The following is a 15,569-nucleotide window of genomic DNA, read 5'->3' as shown; positions in this document are numbered from 1 at the left end:
GGGCCGATGGCGCGCAGGAAGCCCGGACTAACAAGATGGCAGTACATTCTCCCGCGTTTCGTAAGAAATTCCCTCTGCTGGTTACCGGCAGTCTGCTGGCCATGCAGCCCGTAGCCGCTCCCTTTGTTTTCGCCGCCGAGCAGTTCGACTGCAAGGCCTCCGCTACCGGCGGCTGGGACTGCACACCGAGCGCACCGGCCGCAGCGCTGCCGCCACGCCCGGTACACAGTGCCACTGCCGTCAGCTCCGGCATCGCCTCCGGTACAGTCCAGGGGAACGGCGCCCGACAGCAGGCCGCCGCGCCCACGCTGGTCACCGAGAGCAAGGGCAAGGGCCTGGCGTCCCGTAGCGCCGACTATAGCCATCTGGACTGGGTCCCGCGCGAAAACCTCACACCCGCTCAATTGGCAGAGGCCGGTCCTTACTGCGCCGGCGCCTACGTAGAGCCGGTCCGTCCAGGCATGGACGACACCACCCCGCTGAACGAAGCACCGATGTACCTCTCGGCCAAAGCCTCGCGCTACGAGCAGGAACAACAGGTCGCGACGCTCGCCGGGGACGTGGTGATGCGCCAGGGCAGCATGCAGGTGGAAGCCGACGAGGCCAACCTGCGCCAGGCGGAGAACCGTGGCGAACTGGTGGGTAACGTTCGTCTGCGTGACAAGGGCACGCTGGTGGTCGGCGACCGAGCCGAATTGCAGCTGGACAACGGCGAAGCCAAGATCGACAACGCCGAGTACGTCATCCACCAGGGCCACGTTCGCGGCAGCGCGTTGTACGCCAAGCGCGAGGAAACCGCGATCATCCGGCTCAAGGACGGTACCTACACCCGTTGCGAGCCGGGCAGCAACGCCTGGCACCTGAAAGGCAACAATGTCACCCTGAACCCGGCCACCGGCTTCGGTACCGCGACCAACGTGACCTTGCGGGTGAAGGACATCCCGGTCTTCTACACCCCATACATCTATTTCCCGATCGACGACCGTCGCCAATCCGGCTTCCTGGCGCCGAGCCTCAGCACGTCGAGCGATACCGGCTTCTCGTTACAGACGCCGTACTACTTCAACCTGGCACCGAACTACGACGCCACCCTTTATCCGACCTACATGGTCAAGCGCGGCCTGCTGATGGAAGGCGAGTTCCGCTACCTGACCAAGAGCAGCGAAGGCACGGTAGGCGGCGCCTGGCTGGACGACAAGGACGACGAGCGCAAGCTGCAGTCCGAATACGAAGACCAGCGCTGGATGTACACCTGGCAGCACAAGGGTGGCCTGAACTCCCGCCTGCTGACCGAAGTCGATTACACCGACATCAGCGACCCCTATTACTTCCAGGATCTCGACAGCGACCTGGAAATCAGCTCCAACACCTTCGTGAACCAGCGCGGCACGCTTACTTGGCGCGGCGACAACTACACCGCTCGCCTCAATGCGCATGCCTATGAAATGGCCACGGTGACCGACATCACCCCGTATGAGCGTCTGCCGCAGGTCACCTTCAACGGTGCCCTGCCGTTCCAGCCGGGCGGGCTGAACTTCAGCTACGGCACCGAGTTCGTGCGTTTCGACCGCGACCTGCGCAGCGGCAACTTCATCAACGAAGACGGTGTGGCCGAGAGCTGGTACGACAACAACGTCCGCGGCATCGCCCGCGCCAATGGCGATCGCATCCACCTGGAGCCGGGCATCAGCCTGCCGCTGAACTGGACCTGGGGCTTCCTCAAGCCCTCGCTCAAGTACGCCTACACCCAGTACGACCTGACCCTGGACTCCATCGGCAAGAGCCAGGTCGGTGGCAGCTTCGAAGACTCCCCGGACCGCAGCGTACCGATCTTCGGACTCGACGGCGGGCTGTACTTCGACCGTGACACCCAGCTTTTCGGCAACGCCTTCCGCCAGACCCTCGAGCCGCGCGCGTTCTATCTCTACGTGCCGAAAGAGGATCAGGACGACATCCCGGTGTTCGACACCAGCGAAAGCAGCTTCAGCTATTCTTCGCTGTGGCGTGACAACCGCTTCTCCGGCAAGGATCGCATCGGCGACGAAAACCGCCTGTCCCTGGGCGTGACCAGCCGCTGGATCGAGCCGAATGGCTTCGAGCGCCAGCGCGTCAGCCTCGGCCAGGCATTCTACTTCGCCGACCGCAAGGTACAGATGCCAGGCATCGACTACCGCACACGCGACGACGCACAGAGCGACGTGTCGCCCTATGCCCTGGAATACCTGTACCGATTCAATCGCGACTGGCGCCTGTCTTCCACCTATAACTGGGATCCGGACAGCCATAGCACCCGTTCCGGCAGCCTGATGTTCCACTACCAGCCGGAAGACAACCCGAACAAGGTGGTCAACGTCGGCTACCGCTATCGCAACGACACGGTGCGCTACGACCAGGCCACCGGCACCTGGAAGTTCGGCGGCGACTTCGGCACACCCGGCAACCCCAACTACATCAAGGACTACTACAAGATCGACCAGCATGACTTCTCGGTCATCTGGCCGCTGGTCCCGCAGTGGAGCGCCATCGCCCGCTGGCAGTTCGACTACAACCGCAGCCGCACCCTGGAAGCCTTCGGTGGCTTCGAATACGACAGCTGCTGCTGGAAGCTGCGCCTGATCAACCGCTACTGGGTCGACTACGACGAAAACAGCCTGAACCCGGATCTCAACGAAGAAGCCGACCGCGGCATCTTCCTGCAGATCGTGCTGAAGGGCCTCGGTGGGGTCGTTGGCAACAAGGTAGAGTCTTTCCTCGACCAAGGCATTCAAGGTTACCGTGAACGTGAAGACCAAGCTTTCTGATTGTCTGCGCCCGCTGCTGCTGGGCGCCCTCCTCCTGGGGAATGCAACGCTCAGCACCACGGCAACGGCCGAGGTGCGCCCGCTGGACCGGGTCGTGGCCATCGTCGACAACGACGTGATCATGCAGAGCCAACTGGATCAGCGCCTGCACGAAGTGCAGCAGACCATCGCCAAGCGCGGCGCCGCGCTGCCGCCCGAGCATGTGTTGAGCCAGCAGGTACTGGAGCGGCTGATCATCGAGAACATCCAGTTGCAGATCGGCGAACGCTCCGGCATCCGCATCACCGATGAAGAACTGAACCAGGCCATCGGCACCATCGCCCAGCGCAACGGCATGACGGTCGAGCAGTTCCGCGCCGCCCTCGCCCAGGATGGCCTGTCCTTCGCCGATGCCCGCGACCAAGTGCGCCGCGAGATGATCATCAGCCGCGTACGCCAGCGCCGGGTCGCCGAGCGCATCCAGGTCACCGACCAGGAAGTCCAGAACTTCCTCGCCTCCGATCTCGGCAAGATGCAACTGTCCGAAGAGTTCCGCCTGGCCAATATCCTGATCCCGGTACCGGACGGTGCTCCATCGGACACCATCCAGGCTGCCGAGCGCCAGGCCCAGGACCTGTACCAGCAGCTCCGCCAGGGCGCCGACTTCGCCCAGCTGGCGATCGCTCGCTCGGCCAGCGAAACGGCCCTGGAAGGCGGCGACATGGGCTGGCGCAAGGCTGCGCAACTGCCGCCGCCGTTCGACAGCATGATCAGCGCCCTGTCGGTTGGCGAAGTGACCGAACCGATGCGCACCCCGGGCGGCTTCATCATCCTCAAGCTGCTCGACAAGCGCGGTGGTGGCACTCAGGTGCGCGACGAAGTGCATGTCCGCCACATCCTGATCAAGCCCAGCGAAATCCGTAGCGAAGAAGAGACCCGTCGTCTGGCCGAGCGCCTGTACGAGCGTATCCAGGCCGGCGAGGACTTCGCTGAGCTGGCGAAGAGCTTCTCCGAAGACCCGGGTTCGGCACTCAATGGCGGCGATCTCAATTGGATCGATCCGAATGCGCTGGTGCCGGAGTTCCGCGAGGTCATGGCCAATACCGCGAGCGGTGAAATCTCCAAGCCCTTCAAGAGCCCGTACGGCTGGCACGTCCTGCAGGTACTAGGGCGCCGCGCCACCGACAGCAGCGAGCAGTTCCGCGAGCAACAGGCGATGAACCTGCTGCGTAACCGCAAGTACGACGAAGAACTTCAAGCTTGGTTGCGCCAGATCCGCGACGAGGCCTACGTGGAAGTCAAACTGTGACGCCACGGCGCTTCGCCCTGACGCCCGGCGAGCCGGCCGGCATAGGTCCCGACCTGTGCCTGCTGCTCGCCGGGCAGCACCACCCCTACCCCCTCATCGCCGTCGCCAGTCTGGACCTGTTGAAACAGCGGGCCACCCAGCTGAACCTCTCGGTCCGTCTCCTGCCCGTGACACCGGAAGCCTGGCCCGACAAGCCAGCGGAAGCCGGCAGCCTGTACGTTTGGGATACGCCGCTACGCGCCCCTGTCACTCCTGGGCGCCTGGACAAAGCCAACGCCGCCTATGTGCTGGAAACCCTGACCCGGGCCGGCCAGGGCTGCCTGGACGGTCATTTCGCCGGCATGATCACCGCCCCGGTACACAAGGGTGTGATCAACGAGGCGGGCATCGCCTTTTCCGGGCACACCGAATTCCTCGCCGAACTGACCGGCACCGAGCAGGTGGTGATGATGCTGGCGACCCGTGGCTTGCGCGTCGCCCTGGTGACTACCCACCTGCCGCTGAAGGATGTTGCCTCGGCCATCACTGCCGAGCGTCTGAGCCGTGTCGCGCGCATTCTGCATGCCGACCTGCGCGACAAATTCGGCATCACCCGGCCGCGTATCCTGGTTTGTGGCCTCAATCCGCACGCCGGAGAGAGCGGCCACCTCGGACGCGAAGAAATCGAGGTGATCGAGCCCACTCTGGAAACCCTGCGCCAGGAGGGCCTCGACCTGATTGGCCCGCTACCGGCGGATACCCTGTTCACCCCGAAATATCTGGAGTATTGCGACGCGGTCCTGGCGATGTACCACGACCAGGGCCTGCCGGTGCTCAAATACAAGGGCTTCGGTGCAGCGGTCAACGTAACCCTCGGCCTGCCCATTGTCCGTACGTCGGTGGACCACGGCACCGCCCTGGATCTCGCCGCGACCGGCAAGGTCGACACCGGCAGCCTCGCCGTGGCGCTGGAAACTGCCTACGAAATGACCGGCAGCCGCCCCTAGGGCAGCCGGGAACCAATCCGGATGCCGGCCGCGGCCTCAACTGATAAGCTGCGCACCTTCTTGTTTACGCTTCGAGCCGGCCTGATGCGGGCTGCTCGAGGCTTGGAGCCTTCTTCGTGTCCGAGCTATACCAACACCGCGCGCGCAAGCGTTTCGGCCAGAACTTTCTGCACGACGCCGGCGTGATCCACCGGATTCTCCGCTCGATCAATGCCCGCGAGGGGGATCGCCTGGTGGAGATCGGTCCGGGTCAGGGTGCCCTGACCGAAGGGCTGCTGGCCAGTGGCGCCCGTCTCGATGTGATCGAGCTGGACCTCGACCTGATTCCGCTGCTCAAGCTCAAGTTCGGCATCCATCCGGGATTTACGCTGCACCAGGGCGACGCGCTGAAATTCGACTTCGCCAGTCTAGAAGCCACCCCGCGCAGCCTGCGGGTGGTCGGCAATCTGCCATACAACATCTCCACGCCACTGATCTTCCACCTGCTGGAACATGCCGGGCTGATCCGTGACATGCATTTCATGCTGCAGAAGGAAGTGGTTGAGCGTCTGGCCGCCGAGCCAGGCGGCGGCGACTGGGGTCGCCTGTCGATCATGGTGCAGTACCACTGCCGGGTCGAGCATCTGTTCAACGTCGGACCGGGCGCCTTCAACCCGCCGCCGAAGGTCGATTCGGCCATCGTCCGCCTGGTCCCCCATGAGACGCTGCCGCACCCGGCCAAGGACGTCCGCCAGCTTGAGCGGGTGGTCCGCGAGGCGTTCAACCAGCGCCGCAAGACGCTGCGCAATACCTTGAAAGGCCTGCTCGACAAGGAAGCCATCGAAGCCGCCGGAGTGGACGGCAGTCTGCGCCCCGAACAACTGGACCTCGCGGCCTTCGTCCGTCTGGCCGATCAGTTGGCCGGGCAGACAAGCTCCGGCTGACCTCCTAGACTCGACTATCAGCTTTCCGAGTTTCATTCGCATGTCCGACCCTCGTTATCAGATCGACATCAGCGTCGTCACCCGCTATCTCCCGGAACAGTCGCAACCGGACCAGAACCGTTTCGCCTTCGCCTACACGGTCACGATCCACAACAGCGGCGAGCTTGCGGCGCAGTTGCTGTCGCGGCACTGGGTCATCACCGATGGCGACGGCCGCATCCAGGAAGTCCGCGGTGCCGGTGTGGTGGGTCAGCAGCCCCGGATCGAGCCGGGCCAGAGCCACACCTACAGCAGCGGGACGGTCATGGCCACCCGCGTCGGCAACATGCACGGCAGCTACCAGATGCTCGCCGACGACGGGAAACGCTTCGAAGCGCCCATCGCCCCGTTCCGCCTCGCCGTACCGGGAGCCCTGCACTGATGGCGCTGTATGCCGTCGGTGACCTGCAGGGTTGCCTGGACCCGCTCAAATGCCTGCTCGAAGGGGTGAATTTCGATCCGGCCCGCGACCATTTGTGGCTGGTGGGCGATCTGGTCAACCGCGGCCCGCAATCCCTGGAAACCCTGCGCTTTCTTTATGCCATGCGCGAATCGGTGACCTCCGTACTGGGCAACCATGACCTGCATCTGCTGGCGGTGGCGCACAATATCGAACGCCTGAAGAAAGGCGACACCCTGCGCGAAATCCTCGACGCCCCGGACTGCGACGATCTGCTCGACTGGCTGCGCCGCCAGAAACTGATGCATTACGATGCCGAGCGCGACATCGTCCTGGTGCATGCCGGCATCCCCCCGCAGTGGAGCCTGAAAAAAGCCCTCAGGCGCGCCTCCGAGGTGGAAGAGGTCTTGCTGGATGATGCCCGCCTGCCGCTGTTTCTCGACGGCATGTACGGCAACGAGCCAGCCAAATGGGACAAAGACTTGCACGGGGTGACGCGCCTGCGGGTCATCACCAACTATTTCACCCGCATGCGCTTCTGCACCGCCGATGGCACGCTGGACCTCAAAAGCAAGGAAGGCGTCGGCAGCGCCCCGCCCGGCTATGCCCCCTGGTTCAGCCATCCGAACCGCAAAGCCCGCGGCCAGAAACTGATCTTCGGCCACTGGGCCGCCCTCGAAGGCCGCTGTGACGAACCCGGGTTGTTCGCACTGGACACCGGCTGCGTCTGGGGCGGCGCCATGACGCTGCTGGATGTGGACAGCGGCCGGAAGTACCGCTGCGATTGCCCGGCGCAACGATAACGAACGAAGCCGGGCGGCCAGACCGCTCCGGTAGACCGGAGAACCCCCATGAGCGATTTCAAACGCATCCCACCGCAACAAGCCCAGGCGCTCCGCGAGCAGGGCGCCGTGATAGTGGATATCCGCGACCCTCAGAGCTTCGCCAATGGCCACATTGCCGGTTCCCGGCATCTGGACAACCACTCCCTGGCCGACTTCATTGCCCACGCCGACTTCGACCGGCCGCTGATCGTCGCCTGCTACCACGGCAACTCCAGCCAGGGGGCGGCCGCTTACCTCGCCCACCAAGGCTTCGCCGAGGTCTACAGCCTCGACGGCGGCTTCGAACTCTGGCGCGCGACCTACCCCAACGAGACGGCCACGGGCCAGGAAGAATAAATTTTTCCGGCGGCAACCCCTGCCGCCCCTGGCCGGACTCGCCCGACAACGCGCTATTCCCACTCCTTTGCCCTTGCGCTTCTCCAGAACGAACTATCCTTAGTCACAGGCCATCCAAAACAGGGAAGCCGGCGTACCGGCAACGGGGCCATCGGTAGCGACCTTTAGGTGTTCTGGGGGATTTCCAAATCGGCCGACTCGTCGGCAGCCTTCCAGCACGCGCTCGACCGACCCCGCGCCGGCTCCTATGCATCGAGCGAGGTGACGTCATGAGTATTTTCAGCCACTTCCAGCAGCGTTTCGAGACGACACGTCAGGAGGAGTATTCCCTTCAGGAGTACCTCGATCTGTGCAAACAGGATCGCAGTGTCTATGCCACGGCCGCCGAGCGCATTCTCATGGCCATCGGCGAGCCCGAGCTGCTGGATACATCCATCGACCCGCGGCTGTCGCGGATCTTCTCCAACAAGGTGATCCGCCGCTATCCGGCCTTCGCGGACTTCCATGGCATGGAGGAATGCATCGACCAGATCGTCGCGTTCTTCCGCCATGCCGCCCAGGGCCTGGAAGAGAAGAAACAAATCCTTTACCTGCTGGGTCCGGTCGGTGGCGGTAAGTCGTCGCTGGCTGAAAAGCTCAAGCAACTGATCGAGAAGGTCCCTTTCTATGCGATCAAGGGGTCTCCGGTCTTCGAATCACCCCTGGGCCTGTTCAACGCCGACGAGGACGGCGCCATCCTCGAAGAGGACTACGGCATCCCGCGCCGCTACCTCAACACCATCATGTCGCCCTGGGCAACCAAGCGTCTGACCGAGTTCGGCGGCGACATCAGCCAGTTCCGCGTTGTGAAGCTCTACCCCTCGATCCTCAACCAGATCGCGGTGGCCAAGACCGAGCCGGGCGACGAGAACAACCAGGACATCTCCGCCCTGGTCGGCAAGGTGGATATCCGCAAGCTGGAGGAGTTCCCGCAGAACGATGCCGACGCCTACAGCTACTCGGGCGCGCTGTGCCGGGCCAACCAGGGCCTGATGGAATTCGTCGAGATGTTCAAAGCGCCGATCAAGGTCCTGCACCCCTTGCTCACCGCTACCCAGGAAGGCAACTACAACAGCACCGAAGGCCTCGGGGCCATTCCGTTCAGCGGGATCATCCTGGCCCACTCCAACGAATCCGAGTGGCACAGCTTCCGCAACAACAAGAACAACGAGGCCTTCATCGACCGCATCTATATCGTCAAGGTGCCGTACTGCCTGCGCGTCACCGACGAGATCAAGATCTATGACAAGCTGCTGACCAACAGCTCGTTGTCCAAGGCCCACTGCGCCCCGGACACCCTGCGCATGCTTGCCCAGTTCTCGGTGCTGTCGCGCCTGAAGGAGCCGGACAACTCCAATATTTATTCGAAAATGCGCGTCTACGATGGGGAGAACCTGAAAGACACCGACCCCAAGGCCAAGTCGATCCAGGAATACCGCGACAACGCCGGCGTCGACGAAGGCATGAACGGCCTGTCGACCCGCTTTGCCTTCAAGATCCTGTCCAAGGTGTTCAACTTCGACCCGCACGAGATTGCCGCCAACCCGGTGCATCTGCTGTACGTCCTGGAGCAGCAGATCGAACAGGAACAGTTCCCGCCGGAAGTACGCGAGCGCTATCTGCGCTACCTCAAGGAATACCTGGCACCGCGCTATATCGAGTTCATCGGCAAGGAAATCCAGACCGCCTACCTCGAGTCCTACAGCGAGTACGGCCAGAACATCTTCGACCGTTACGTGCTCTACGCCGACTTCTGGATTCAGGACCAGGAATACCGCGACCCGGAAACCGGCGAAATCCTCAACCGTGTCGCCCTCAACGAGGAACTGGAAAAGATCGAGAAACCGGCCGGCATCAGCAACCCGAAGGATTTCCGCAACGAGATCGTCAACTTCGTGCTGCGCGCCCGGGCCAACAACAACGGCAAGAACCCGACCTGGCTCAGCTACGAGAAGCTGCGCGTGGTCATCGAGAAGAAGATGTTCTCGAATACCGAGGATCTCCTGCCGGTGATCAGCTTCAATGCCAAGGCAAGCAAGGAGGATCAGCAGAAGCACAACGACTTCGTCAAGCGCATGGTCGAGCGCGGCTATACGGAGAAGCAAGTCAGGCTGTTGTCCGAGTGGTATCTGCGGGTGCGCAAATCGCAGTAACGCAGCCGCAAGCGACAAGCGGCAGGCGGCAAGCAAGAACGAGTGCGCTCACGGCCTCGCTCTTGCTTGCGGCGTGTGACTTGTGGCTTGAAGCTGCCACGGAGGGGCTATGAGCTATGTGATCGACCGACGCCTGAACGGCAAGAACAAGAGCACGGTGAACCGCCAGCGCTTCCTGCGGCGGTACCGCGAACACATCAAGAAGGCCGTGGAGGAGGCCGTCAGCCGGCGCTCCATTACCGACATGGAGCACGGCGAGCAGATCAGTATTCCCGGGCGCGACATCGACGAGCCCATTCTTCACCATGGCCGGGGCGGCAAGCAGACCATCGTCCATCCCGGCAACAAGGAATTCACCACCGGCGAGCGGATCCCCCGCCCGTCAGGGGGCGGCGGTGGACGCGGCGCCGGCAAGGCGAGCAATACCGGCGAAGGCATGGACGACTTCGTCTTTCAGATTACCCAGGAAGAGTTCCTCGACTTCATGTTCGAGGACTTGGAGCTGCCCAACCTGGTCAAGCGGCACCTGACCGGGACCGACACCTTCAAGACCGTCCGTGCCGGGATCAGCAACGAAGGCAACCCTTCGCGGATCAACATCGTCCGCACGCTGCGTTCCGCCCACGCCCGGCGGATCGCGCTGTCCGGCAGCAGCCGTGCCAAGCTGCGCGTGGCGCTGGTGGAACTGGATCGACTGAAGCGCGAAGAACCCGACAATATCGGCGATATTCAGCGCATGGAGTCGGAGATATCCCGCCTTCGAGCGCGAATCGAGCGGATTCCCTTCCTCGATACCTTCGACCTCAAGTACAACTTGCTGACCAAGCAGCCGAACCCCAGCTCCAAGGCAGTGATGTTCTGCCTGATGGACGTTTCCGGCTCCATGACCCAGGCGACCAAGGACATCGCCAAGCGCTTCTTCATCCTGCTCTACCTGTTCCTCAAGCGGAACTACGACAAGATCGAAGTGGTGTTCATCCGCCATCACACCAGCGCCCGCGAGGTGGACGAGGAGGAGTTCTTCTATTCCCGGGAAACCGGCGGGACCATCGTCTCCAGCGCGCTCAAGCTGATGCAGGAGATCATGGCCGAGCGCTATCCGATCAACGAATGGAACATCTATGCCGCCCAGGCGTCGGACGGCGACAACTGGAATGACGACTCGCCCATCTGTCGCGATATTCTGGTCAAGCAGATCATGCCGTTCGTGCAGTACTACACCTACGTCGAGATCACTCCGCGCGAGCACCAGGCGCTGTGGTTCGAATACGAGCAAGTCCGCGAGGCCTTTGCCGACACCTTTGCCCAGCAGCAGATCGTCTCGGCGGCGGACATCTACCCGGTGTTCCGCGAACTGTTCCAGCGGAGGATGACCACATGAGTCCCCGTGAAAAGAGAAGCCAGCCGCTCTCCACCGGTTCGGAATGGACGTTCGAGCTGATCCGCGCCTACGACCGCGAGATCAGCCGCATCGCCGAGCGCTATGCGCTGGACACCTATCCGAACCAGATCGAAGTCATCACCGCCGAACAGATGATGGACGCCTACGCATCGGTCGGGATGCCCATCGGCTATCACCACTGGTCCTACGGCAAGCACTTCCTCAGCACGGAGAAGTCCTACAGCCGCGGGCAGATGGGTTTGGCCTACGAAATCGTGATCAACTCCGATCCCTGCATCGCCTACCTGATGGAAGAAAACACCATGTGCATGCAGGCACTGGTGGTCGCCCACGCCTGTTATGGCCACAACAGTTTCTTCAAGGGCAACTACCTGTTCCGCACCTGGACCGATGCCAGCTCGATCATCGATTATCTGGTGTTCGCCAAGCAGTACATCATGCAGTGCGAGGAACGCCACGGCATCGACGCGGTGGAAGACCTGCTGGACTCCTGCCACGCCCTGATGAACTACGGCGTCGACCGCTACAAACGCCCCTACCCCATCTCCGCCGAAGAAGAGAAGCGGCGGCAGAAGGACCGCGAGGAACACCTGCAGAAGCAGATAAACGATCTGTGGCGCACCATCCCGAAAAGCTCCGGCAAGCACCGCGAGCGCGACGACAAGCGCTTCCCCGCCGAACCGCAGGAAAACATCCTGTATTTCATCGAGAAGCACGCCCCGTTGCTGGAACCCTGGCAGCGCGAGGTCGTGCGCATTGTGCGCAAGATCGCCCAGTACTTCTATCCGCAGCGCCAGACCCAGGTGATGAACGAAGGCTGGGCCACCTTCTGGCACTACACCCTGCTCAACGACCTGTACGACGAAGGCCTGGTCACCGATGGCTTCATGATGGAGTTCCTGCAGTACCACACCAGCGTCATCTATCAGCCGTCGTTCGATAGCCCCTATTACAGTGGTATCAACCCCTACACCCTGGGCTTCGCCATGTACCGCGACATTCGCCGCATCTGCGAAGCCCCGACCGAGGAAGACAAGCGCTGGTTCCCGGACATCGCCGGCAGCGACTGGCTGTCCACCCTCAAGTTCGCCATGAAGAGTTTCAAGGACGAGAGCTTCATCCTGCAATTCCTCTCGCCCAAGGTCATCCGCGATCTCAAGCTGTTCAGCATCCTCGACGACGACCAGAAGGACGAACTGCTAGTGTCGGCCATCCACGACGAAAGCGGCTACCGCACGATCCGCGAACTGCTGGCGTCGCAATACAACCTCGGCAATCGGGAGCCCAACGTGCAAATCTGGAGCGTGGATCGCCGCGGCGATCGCTCGCTTACCCTGCGTCACCAGCAACACGATCGCAAACCGCTGGGCGATTCCACCGAAGACGTGCTCAAACACCTGCATCGGCTGTGGGGCTTCGACGTACACCTGGAAACCCTGCAGGGCGACCAAGTGGTCGGCGTCCAGCATGTCCCACCAAAGGGCGACCGTGACAACGAGGGCGACTATCCCCGGCTCGACCTGGCAATCCCGCCCATTTGATCGGTTGACCCGCGCCGGATAGCCACGGAGCATGTCGGGAACGCCCTTCCGAGCCCTGTCCATGCGTCTGTTTCTCGTGCTGTTGCTGTGCCTCGCACTCGCCACCTGCACTCGCCAGTTACCGCAAGTTCACCTGGTGCAGCCGGCCGCCGAGGACCTGGGCGAGTTACGGGATTACCGGCTGATACCGCCTGATCTGGCCGTACAGGGCGAACTGCCGTTCGGCGACGACTACATTCAGCTCGCGACCTCGCTGCGCCAAGGCTTGGCTGCGCGCGGCTACCGGGAAAGCCCGGCGCCACAGATGCACATCTATTACTGGCTGGCCGCGAACGACGCACCGCTGGAATTCCGGGTCGACGTGCCGCCGCCCGATACCCTCGGCCCTTATCTCGCCATCCATCGCCTGCGTGACGAAACCGGCACGCTTCGCGTTCGCCTGACCGATCCCGACGGCCGCTCTCTATGGGAAGGGCTCGTCAGCACTGGCCTGAGCCCCTCCCGAACCAGCTCCGAACGCCTCGAAGACGCCGTCGAGGCACTGCTCCAGCGCCTGCCGGCCGCACGCTGAGCCCATAAACCGCCGCGACGCCCAGTGCTCCAGTCGGTATCCTGTGCCGATTGGAGGTAAACATGCAGATCTACAAAGTAGGCGGTGCGGTACGCGATCGCTTGTTGGGCCGGCCCGTCACCGAAGTCGACTGGGTCGTGGTCGGCGCCAGCGCCGAAGAAATGCAAGCGAAAGGCTTCCGCCCGGTCGGCGCGGACTTCCCGGTCTTCCTGCATCCCGAGACCGGCGATGAATACGCCCTGGCGCGCACCGAGCGAAAAAGCGGACGCGGCTACGGCGGCTTCACCTTCTACGCCAGCCCGGACGTCACCTTGGAAGACGACCTCATCCGCCGCGACCTCACCATCAACGCCATGGCCGAGGACGAGCAGGGCCGAGTCATCGATCCCTATGGCGGGCAGCGCGATCTCCAGGACCGCCTACTGCGCCACGTTTCCCCTGCCTTCGCCGAAGACCCGCTGCGCGTGCTGCGTGTCGCCCGCTTCGCTGCCCGTTATGCGCCGCTGGGCTTTCGTGTCGCCGACGAGACCCAGGCTCTGATGCGCCAGCTCAGCCAATCCGGCGAACTCAAGGACCTGACGGCGGAGCGTGCCTGGAAGGAAATCTCCCGCGCCCTGATGGAGCCACGCCCCGATGTCTTCGTCAGCGTGCTGCACGGGTGCGGTGCCTTGGCAGAGTTGCTGCCAGAGGTCGACGCCCTGTTCGGCGTGCCGCAACCGGCTGCCCATCACCCTGAAATCGACACCGGCGACCACATCCTCCGCGTCCTGCGCCTGTGCGCCGAGCGCGAACAACCGTTGACCGTGCGCTGGGCTTGCCTGCTGCACGACGTCGGAAAAGGCACGACCCCGGAAAACGAGTGGCCCCGCCATATCGGCCACGAGCACAACGGTCGTCCCTTGATCGAAGCGGTGAACGCACGCTGCAAGGCGCCTCGCGACTGCCAGGAACTGGCCGTGCTGGTCGGCGAATACCACACCCATGGCCACCGGGCCCTGGAGTTGCGCCCGAATACCCTGCTGGAGCTACTGCAGCATTTCGATATCTACCGTCGCCCGCAGCGCTTCGAAGAGTTCATCGCCGCCTGCGAAATGGACGCCCGTGGCCGGCGCGGACTGGAGCAGCGCGACTACCCCCAGGCGCCCTATCTTCGGGGAGCTGCGGATGCGGCGCGGGCTGTATCGGTGAAACCCTTGTTGGAAAGGGGATTGCAGGGTGCCGAATTGGGCGAGGCTTTGAGGCGGGAACGCCTGAACGCACTCAAGACCTACAAGGCCGGCCAGGTAGCGGAGGAATAGGGCGCCAAGCCTATTCCTCGACGGAAGACAGGGTCTGGAGCAACGCCTCGGGTGTCAGCTCCCGGCCACGCCAGACGAAGGACACCGGCCACAGTCGCTGGTCGATCGAGGCCTCCCGCCACAGCTCGGCGAAGGTCTTGCCAACACCCGGATGGACAGACTCCGGCATCAACAAGGCCAGCGGCCAAAGCACGAAGGCATTCTTCAGCACCTCGGCCCGCGGCAGCACCAACCCATCGAAGTTGCCGACCAGATCGTCGTAGAGCAGGACATCGATATCCAGCGGCAACCCCTTGCGATCCGGGGCGTAGCGGCCGTTGTCCGCCTCGATGAACTTCAATCGCCGATCGAGCTCACCCAAAGGCAGGTCGGTATAAGCCGACACCACGAGATTGATGAAGGGACCGCTCTTGATGCCCACGGCCTGGCTTTCGAACACCGGCGAGCAGCGCAGATCGGTCAGGAACGCCGCCAGGGCATCCAGGCCGGCAGTCAGATGAGCCTCGCGCTCGATGTTGCTGCCGAGCCCGAGCACGACCTGGGTCAGAGACATCCGCGTACGATCTCCACGCCCACACCGCTGGCGGCCGGGACAGCCCCCGGCTTGGTCAATTTGAGACGCAGGCCGGGAATCCCGAACTCAGTCATCAGTACCTCGGCCAGGCGCTCGGCGAAGGTTTCCACCAGCAGGAAATGCGCTTCGGCGGCGAAGGCCTGGATGCGCGCCGTCACCGCCGCGTAATCGAGAGCCTTGCTCAAGTCGTCACCATCCGCGGCCGGCCGGTTGTCCCAGGCCATCGACAAATCCAGACGCAGGCACTGGCGGATACCGCGCTCCCAGTCATACACGCCGATCACGGTGTCGACTTCCAGCCCTTCGATAAACACTCTGTCCAAGTACTGCTCCCCGCGGCACGACAAGGGCGTCATGCCCCGTTAGAATCGGG

General features: G+C 63.0%; 14 protein-coding genes. 12 read left to right on the top strand and 2 right to left on the bottom strand.

Going from position 1 to position 15,569, the window contains the following annotated elements; all coding sequences use genetic code 11:
- The first annotated feature begins 35 nt into the window (after positions 1–35).
- The 12 genes from BZL41_RS13265 (at position 36) to BZL41_RS13210 (ending at position 14,622) form a co-directional block, all read left to right on the top strand.
- Positions 36–2,801, top strand: coding sequence for an LPS-assembly protein LptD (locus BZL41_RS13265; protein WP_095599729.1), 2,766 nt, complete (start codon positions 36–38; stop codon positions 2,799–2,801).
- A complete protein-coding gene (locus tag BZL41_RS13260) occupies positions 2,782–4,089 on the top strand; it encodes a peptidylprolyl isomerase (RefSeq protein ID WP_168190994.1) in 1,308 nt (435 codons plus the stop codon). The genes BZL41_RS13265 and BZL41_RS13260 overlap by 20 nt, the downstream gene beginning before the upstream one ends.
- Positions 4,086–5,075 carry a 4-hydroxythreonine-4-phosphate dehydrogenase PdxA gene (gene pdxA, locus BZL41_RS13255; RefSeq protein ID WP_095599727.1) on the top strand — a complete coding sequence of 330 codons (990 nt, stop codon included), beginning with the start codon at positions 4,086–4,088 and terminating at the stop codon, positions 5,073–5,075. Before BZL41_RS13260 ends, pdxA begins: the two co-directional genes overlap by 4 nt.
- Before the next feature lie 116 nt (positions 5,076–5,191).
- The gene (rsmA, locus tag BZL41_RS13250) at positions 5,192–5,998 is read left to right on the top strand and encodes a 16S rRNA (adenine(1518)-N(6)/adenine(1519)-N(6))-dimethyltransferase RsmA (RefSeq protein WP_095599726.1); all 807 of its coding nucleotides are present in this window, start codon (positions 5,192–5,194) and stop codon (positions 5,996–5,998) included.
- Between the two features lie 40 nt (positions 5,999–6,038).
- Positions 6,039–6,419, top strand: a complete 381-nt coding sequence (gene apaG / locus BZL41_RS13245; RefSeq protein ID WP_084335977.1) for a Co2+/Mg2+ efflux protein ApaG — start codon at positions 6,039–6,041, stop codon at positions 6,417–6,419.
- The gene (locus BZL41_RS13240) at positions 6,419–7,240 is read left to right on the top strand and encodes a symmetrical bis(5'-nucleosyl)-tetraphosphatase (protein WP_095599725.1); all 822 of its coding nucleotides are present in this window, start codon (positions 6,419–6,421) and stop codon (positions 7,238–7,240) included. The genes apaG and BZL41_RS13240 overlap by 1 nt, the downstream gene beginning before the upstream one ends.
- A 48-nt stretch (positions 7,241–7,288) precedes the next feature.
- Complete coding sequence (gene glpE / locus BZL41_RS13235) at positions 7,289–7,618, top strand: thiosulfate sulfurtransferase GlpE (RefSeq protein ID WP_095599724.1); 330 nt, start codon at positions 7,289–7,291, stop codon at positions 7,616–7,618.
- Positions 7,619–7,887: 269 nt separating this feature from the next.
- Positions 7,888–9,810, top strand: coding sequence for a PrkA family serine protein kinase (locus tag BZL41_RS13230; RefSeq protein WP_095599723.1), 1,923 nt, complete (start codon positions 7,888–7,890; stop codon positions 9,808–9,810).
- A gap of 109 nt (positions 9,811–9,919) precedes the next feature.
- Complete coding sequence (locus BZL41_RS13225) at positions 9,920–11,191, top strand: YeaH/YhbH family protein (RefSeq protein ID WP_095599722.1); 1,272 nt, start codon at positions 9,920–9,922, stop codon at positions 11,189–11,191.
- Complete coding sequence (locus BZL41_RS13220; RefSeq protein ID WP_095599721.1) at positions 11,188–12,753, top strand: SpoVR family protein; 1,566 nt, start codon at positions 11,188–11,190, stop codon at positions 12,751–12,753. Before BZL41_RS13225 ends, BZL41_RS13220 begins: the two co-directional genes overlap by 4 nt.
- 61 nt (positions 12,754–12,814) lie before the next feature.
- On the top strand, positions 12,815–13,324 hold the full coding sequence (locus BZL41_RS13215) for a DUF4136 domain-containing protein (RefSeq protein WP_095599720.1): 510 nt from the start codon (positions 12,815–12,817) through the stop codon (positions 13,322–13,324).
- Positions 13,325–13,386: 62 nt separating this feature from the next.
- Positions 13,387–14,622 carry a multifunctional CCA addition/repair protein gene (locus BZL41_RS13210; RefSeq protein ID WP_095599719.1) on the top strand — a complete coding sequence of 412 codons (1,236 nt, stop codon included), beginning with the start codon at positions 13,387–13,389 and terminating at the stop codon, positions 14,620–14,622.
- Positions 14,623–14,632: 10 nt separating this feature from the next.
- Here BZL41_RS13210 and folK read toward each other — a convergent pair whose 3' ends face one another.
- Together folK and folB are read right to left on the bottom strand one after the other, a co-directional pair.
- Entirely contained in the window at positions 14,633–15,175 is a 543-nt protein-coding gene (gene folK / locus BZL41_RS13205; RefSeq protein WP_095599718.1) for a 2-amino-4-hydroxy-6-hydroxymethyldihydropteridine diphosphokinase, read from the bottom strand.
- Positions 15,166–15,519, bottom strand: a complete 354-nt coding sequence (folB, locus tag BZL41_RS13200; protein WP_095599717.1) for a dihydroneopterin aldolase — start codon at positions 15,517–15,519, stop codon at positions 15,166–15,168. The genes folK and folB overlap by 10 nt, the downstream gene beginning before the upstream one ends.
- Positions 15,520–15,569 lie beyond the last annotated feature (50 nt).

Origin of the sequence: Pseudomonas sp. PIC25, from assembly GCF_002286785.1 — a bacterium.
Classification (GTDB): domain Bacteria; phylum Pseudomonadota; class Gammaproteobacteria; order Pseudomonadales; family Pseudomonadaceae; genus Pseudomonas_M.
Note: the sequence above shows the minus strand (reverse complement) of the source record. Positions and strands in the feature narration are given on the sequence as shown.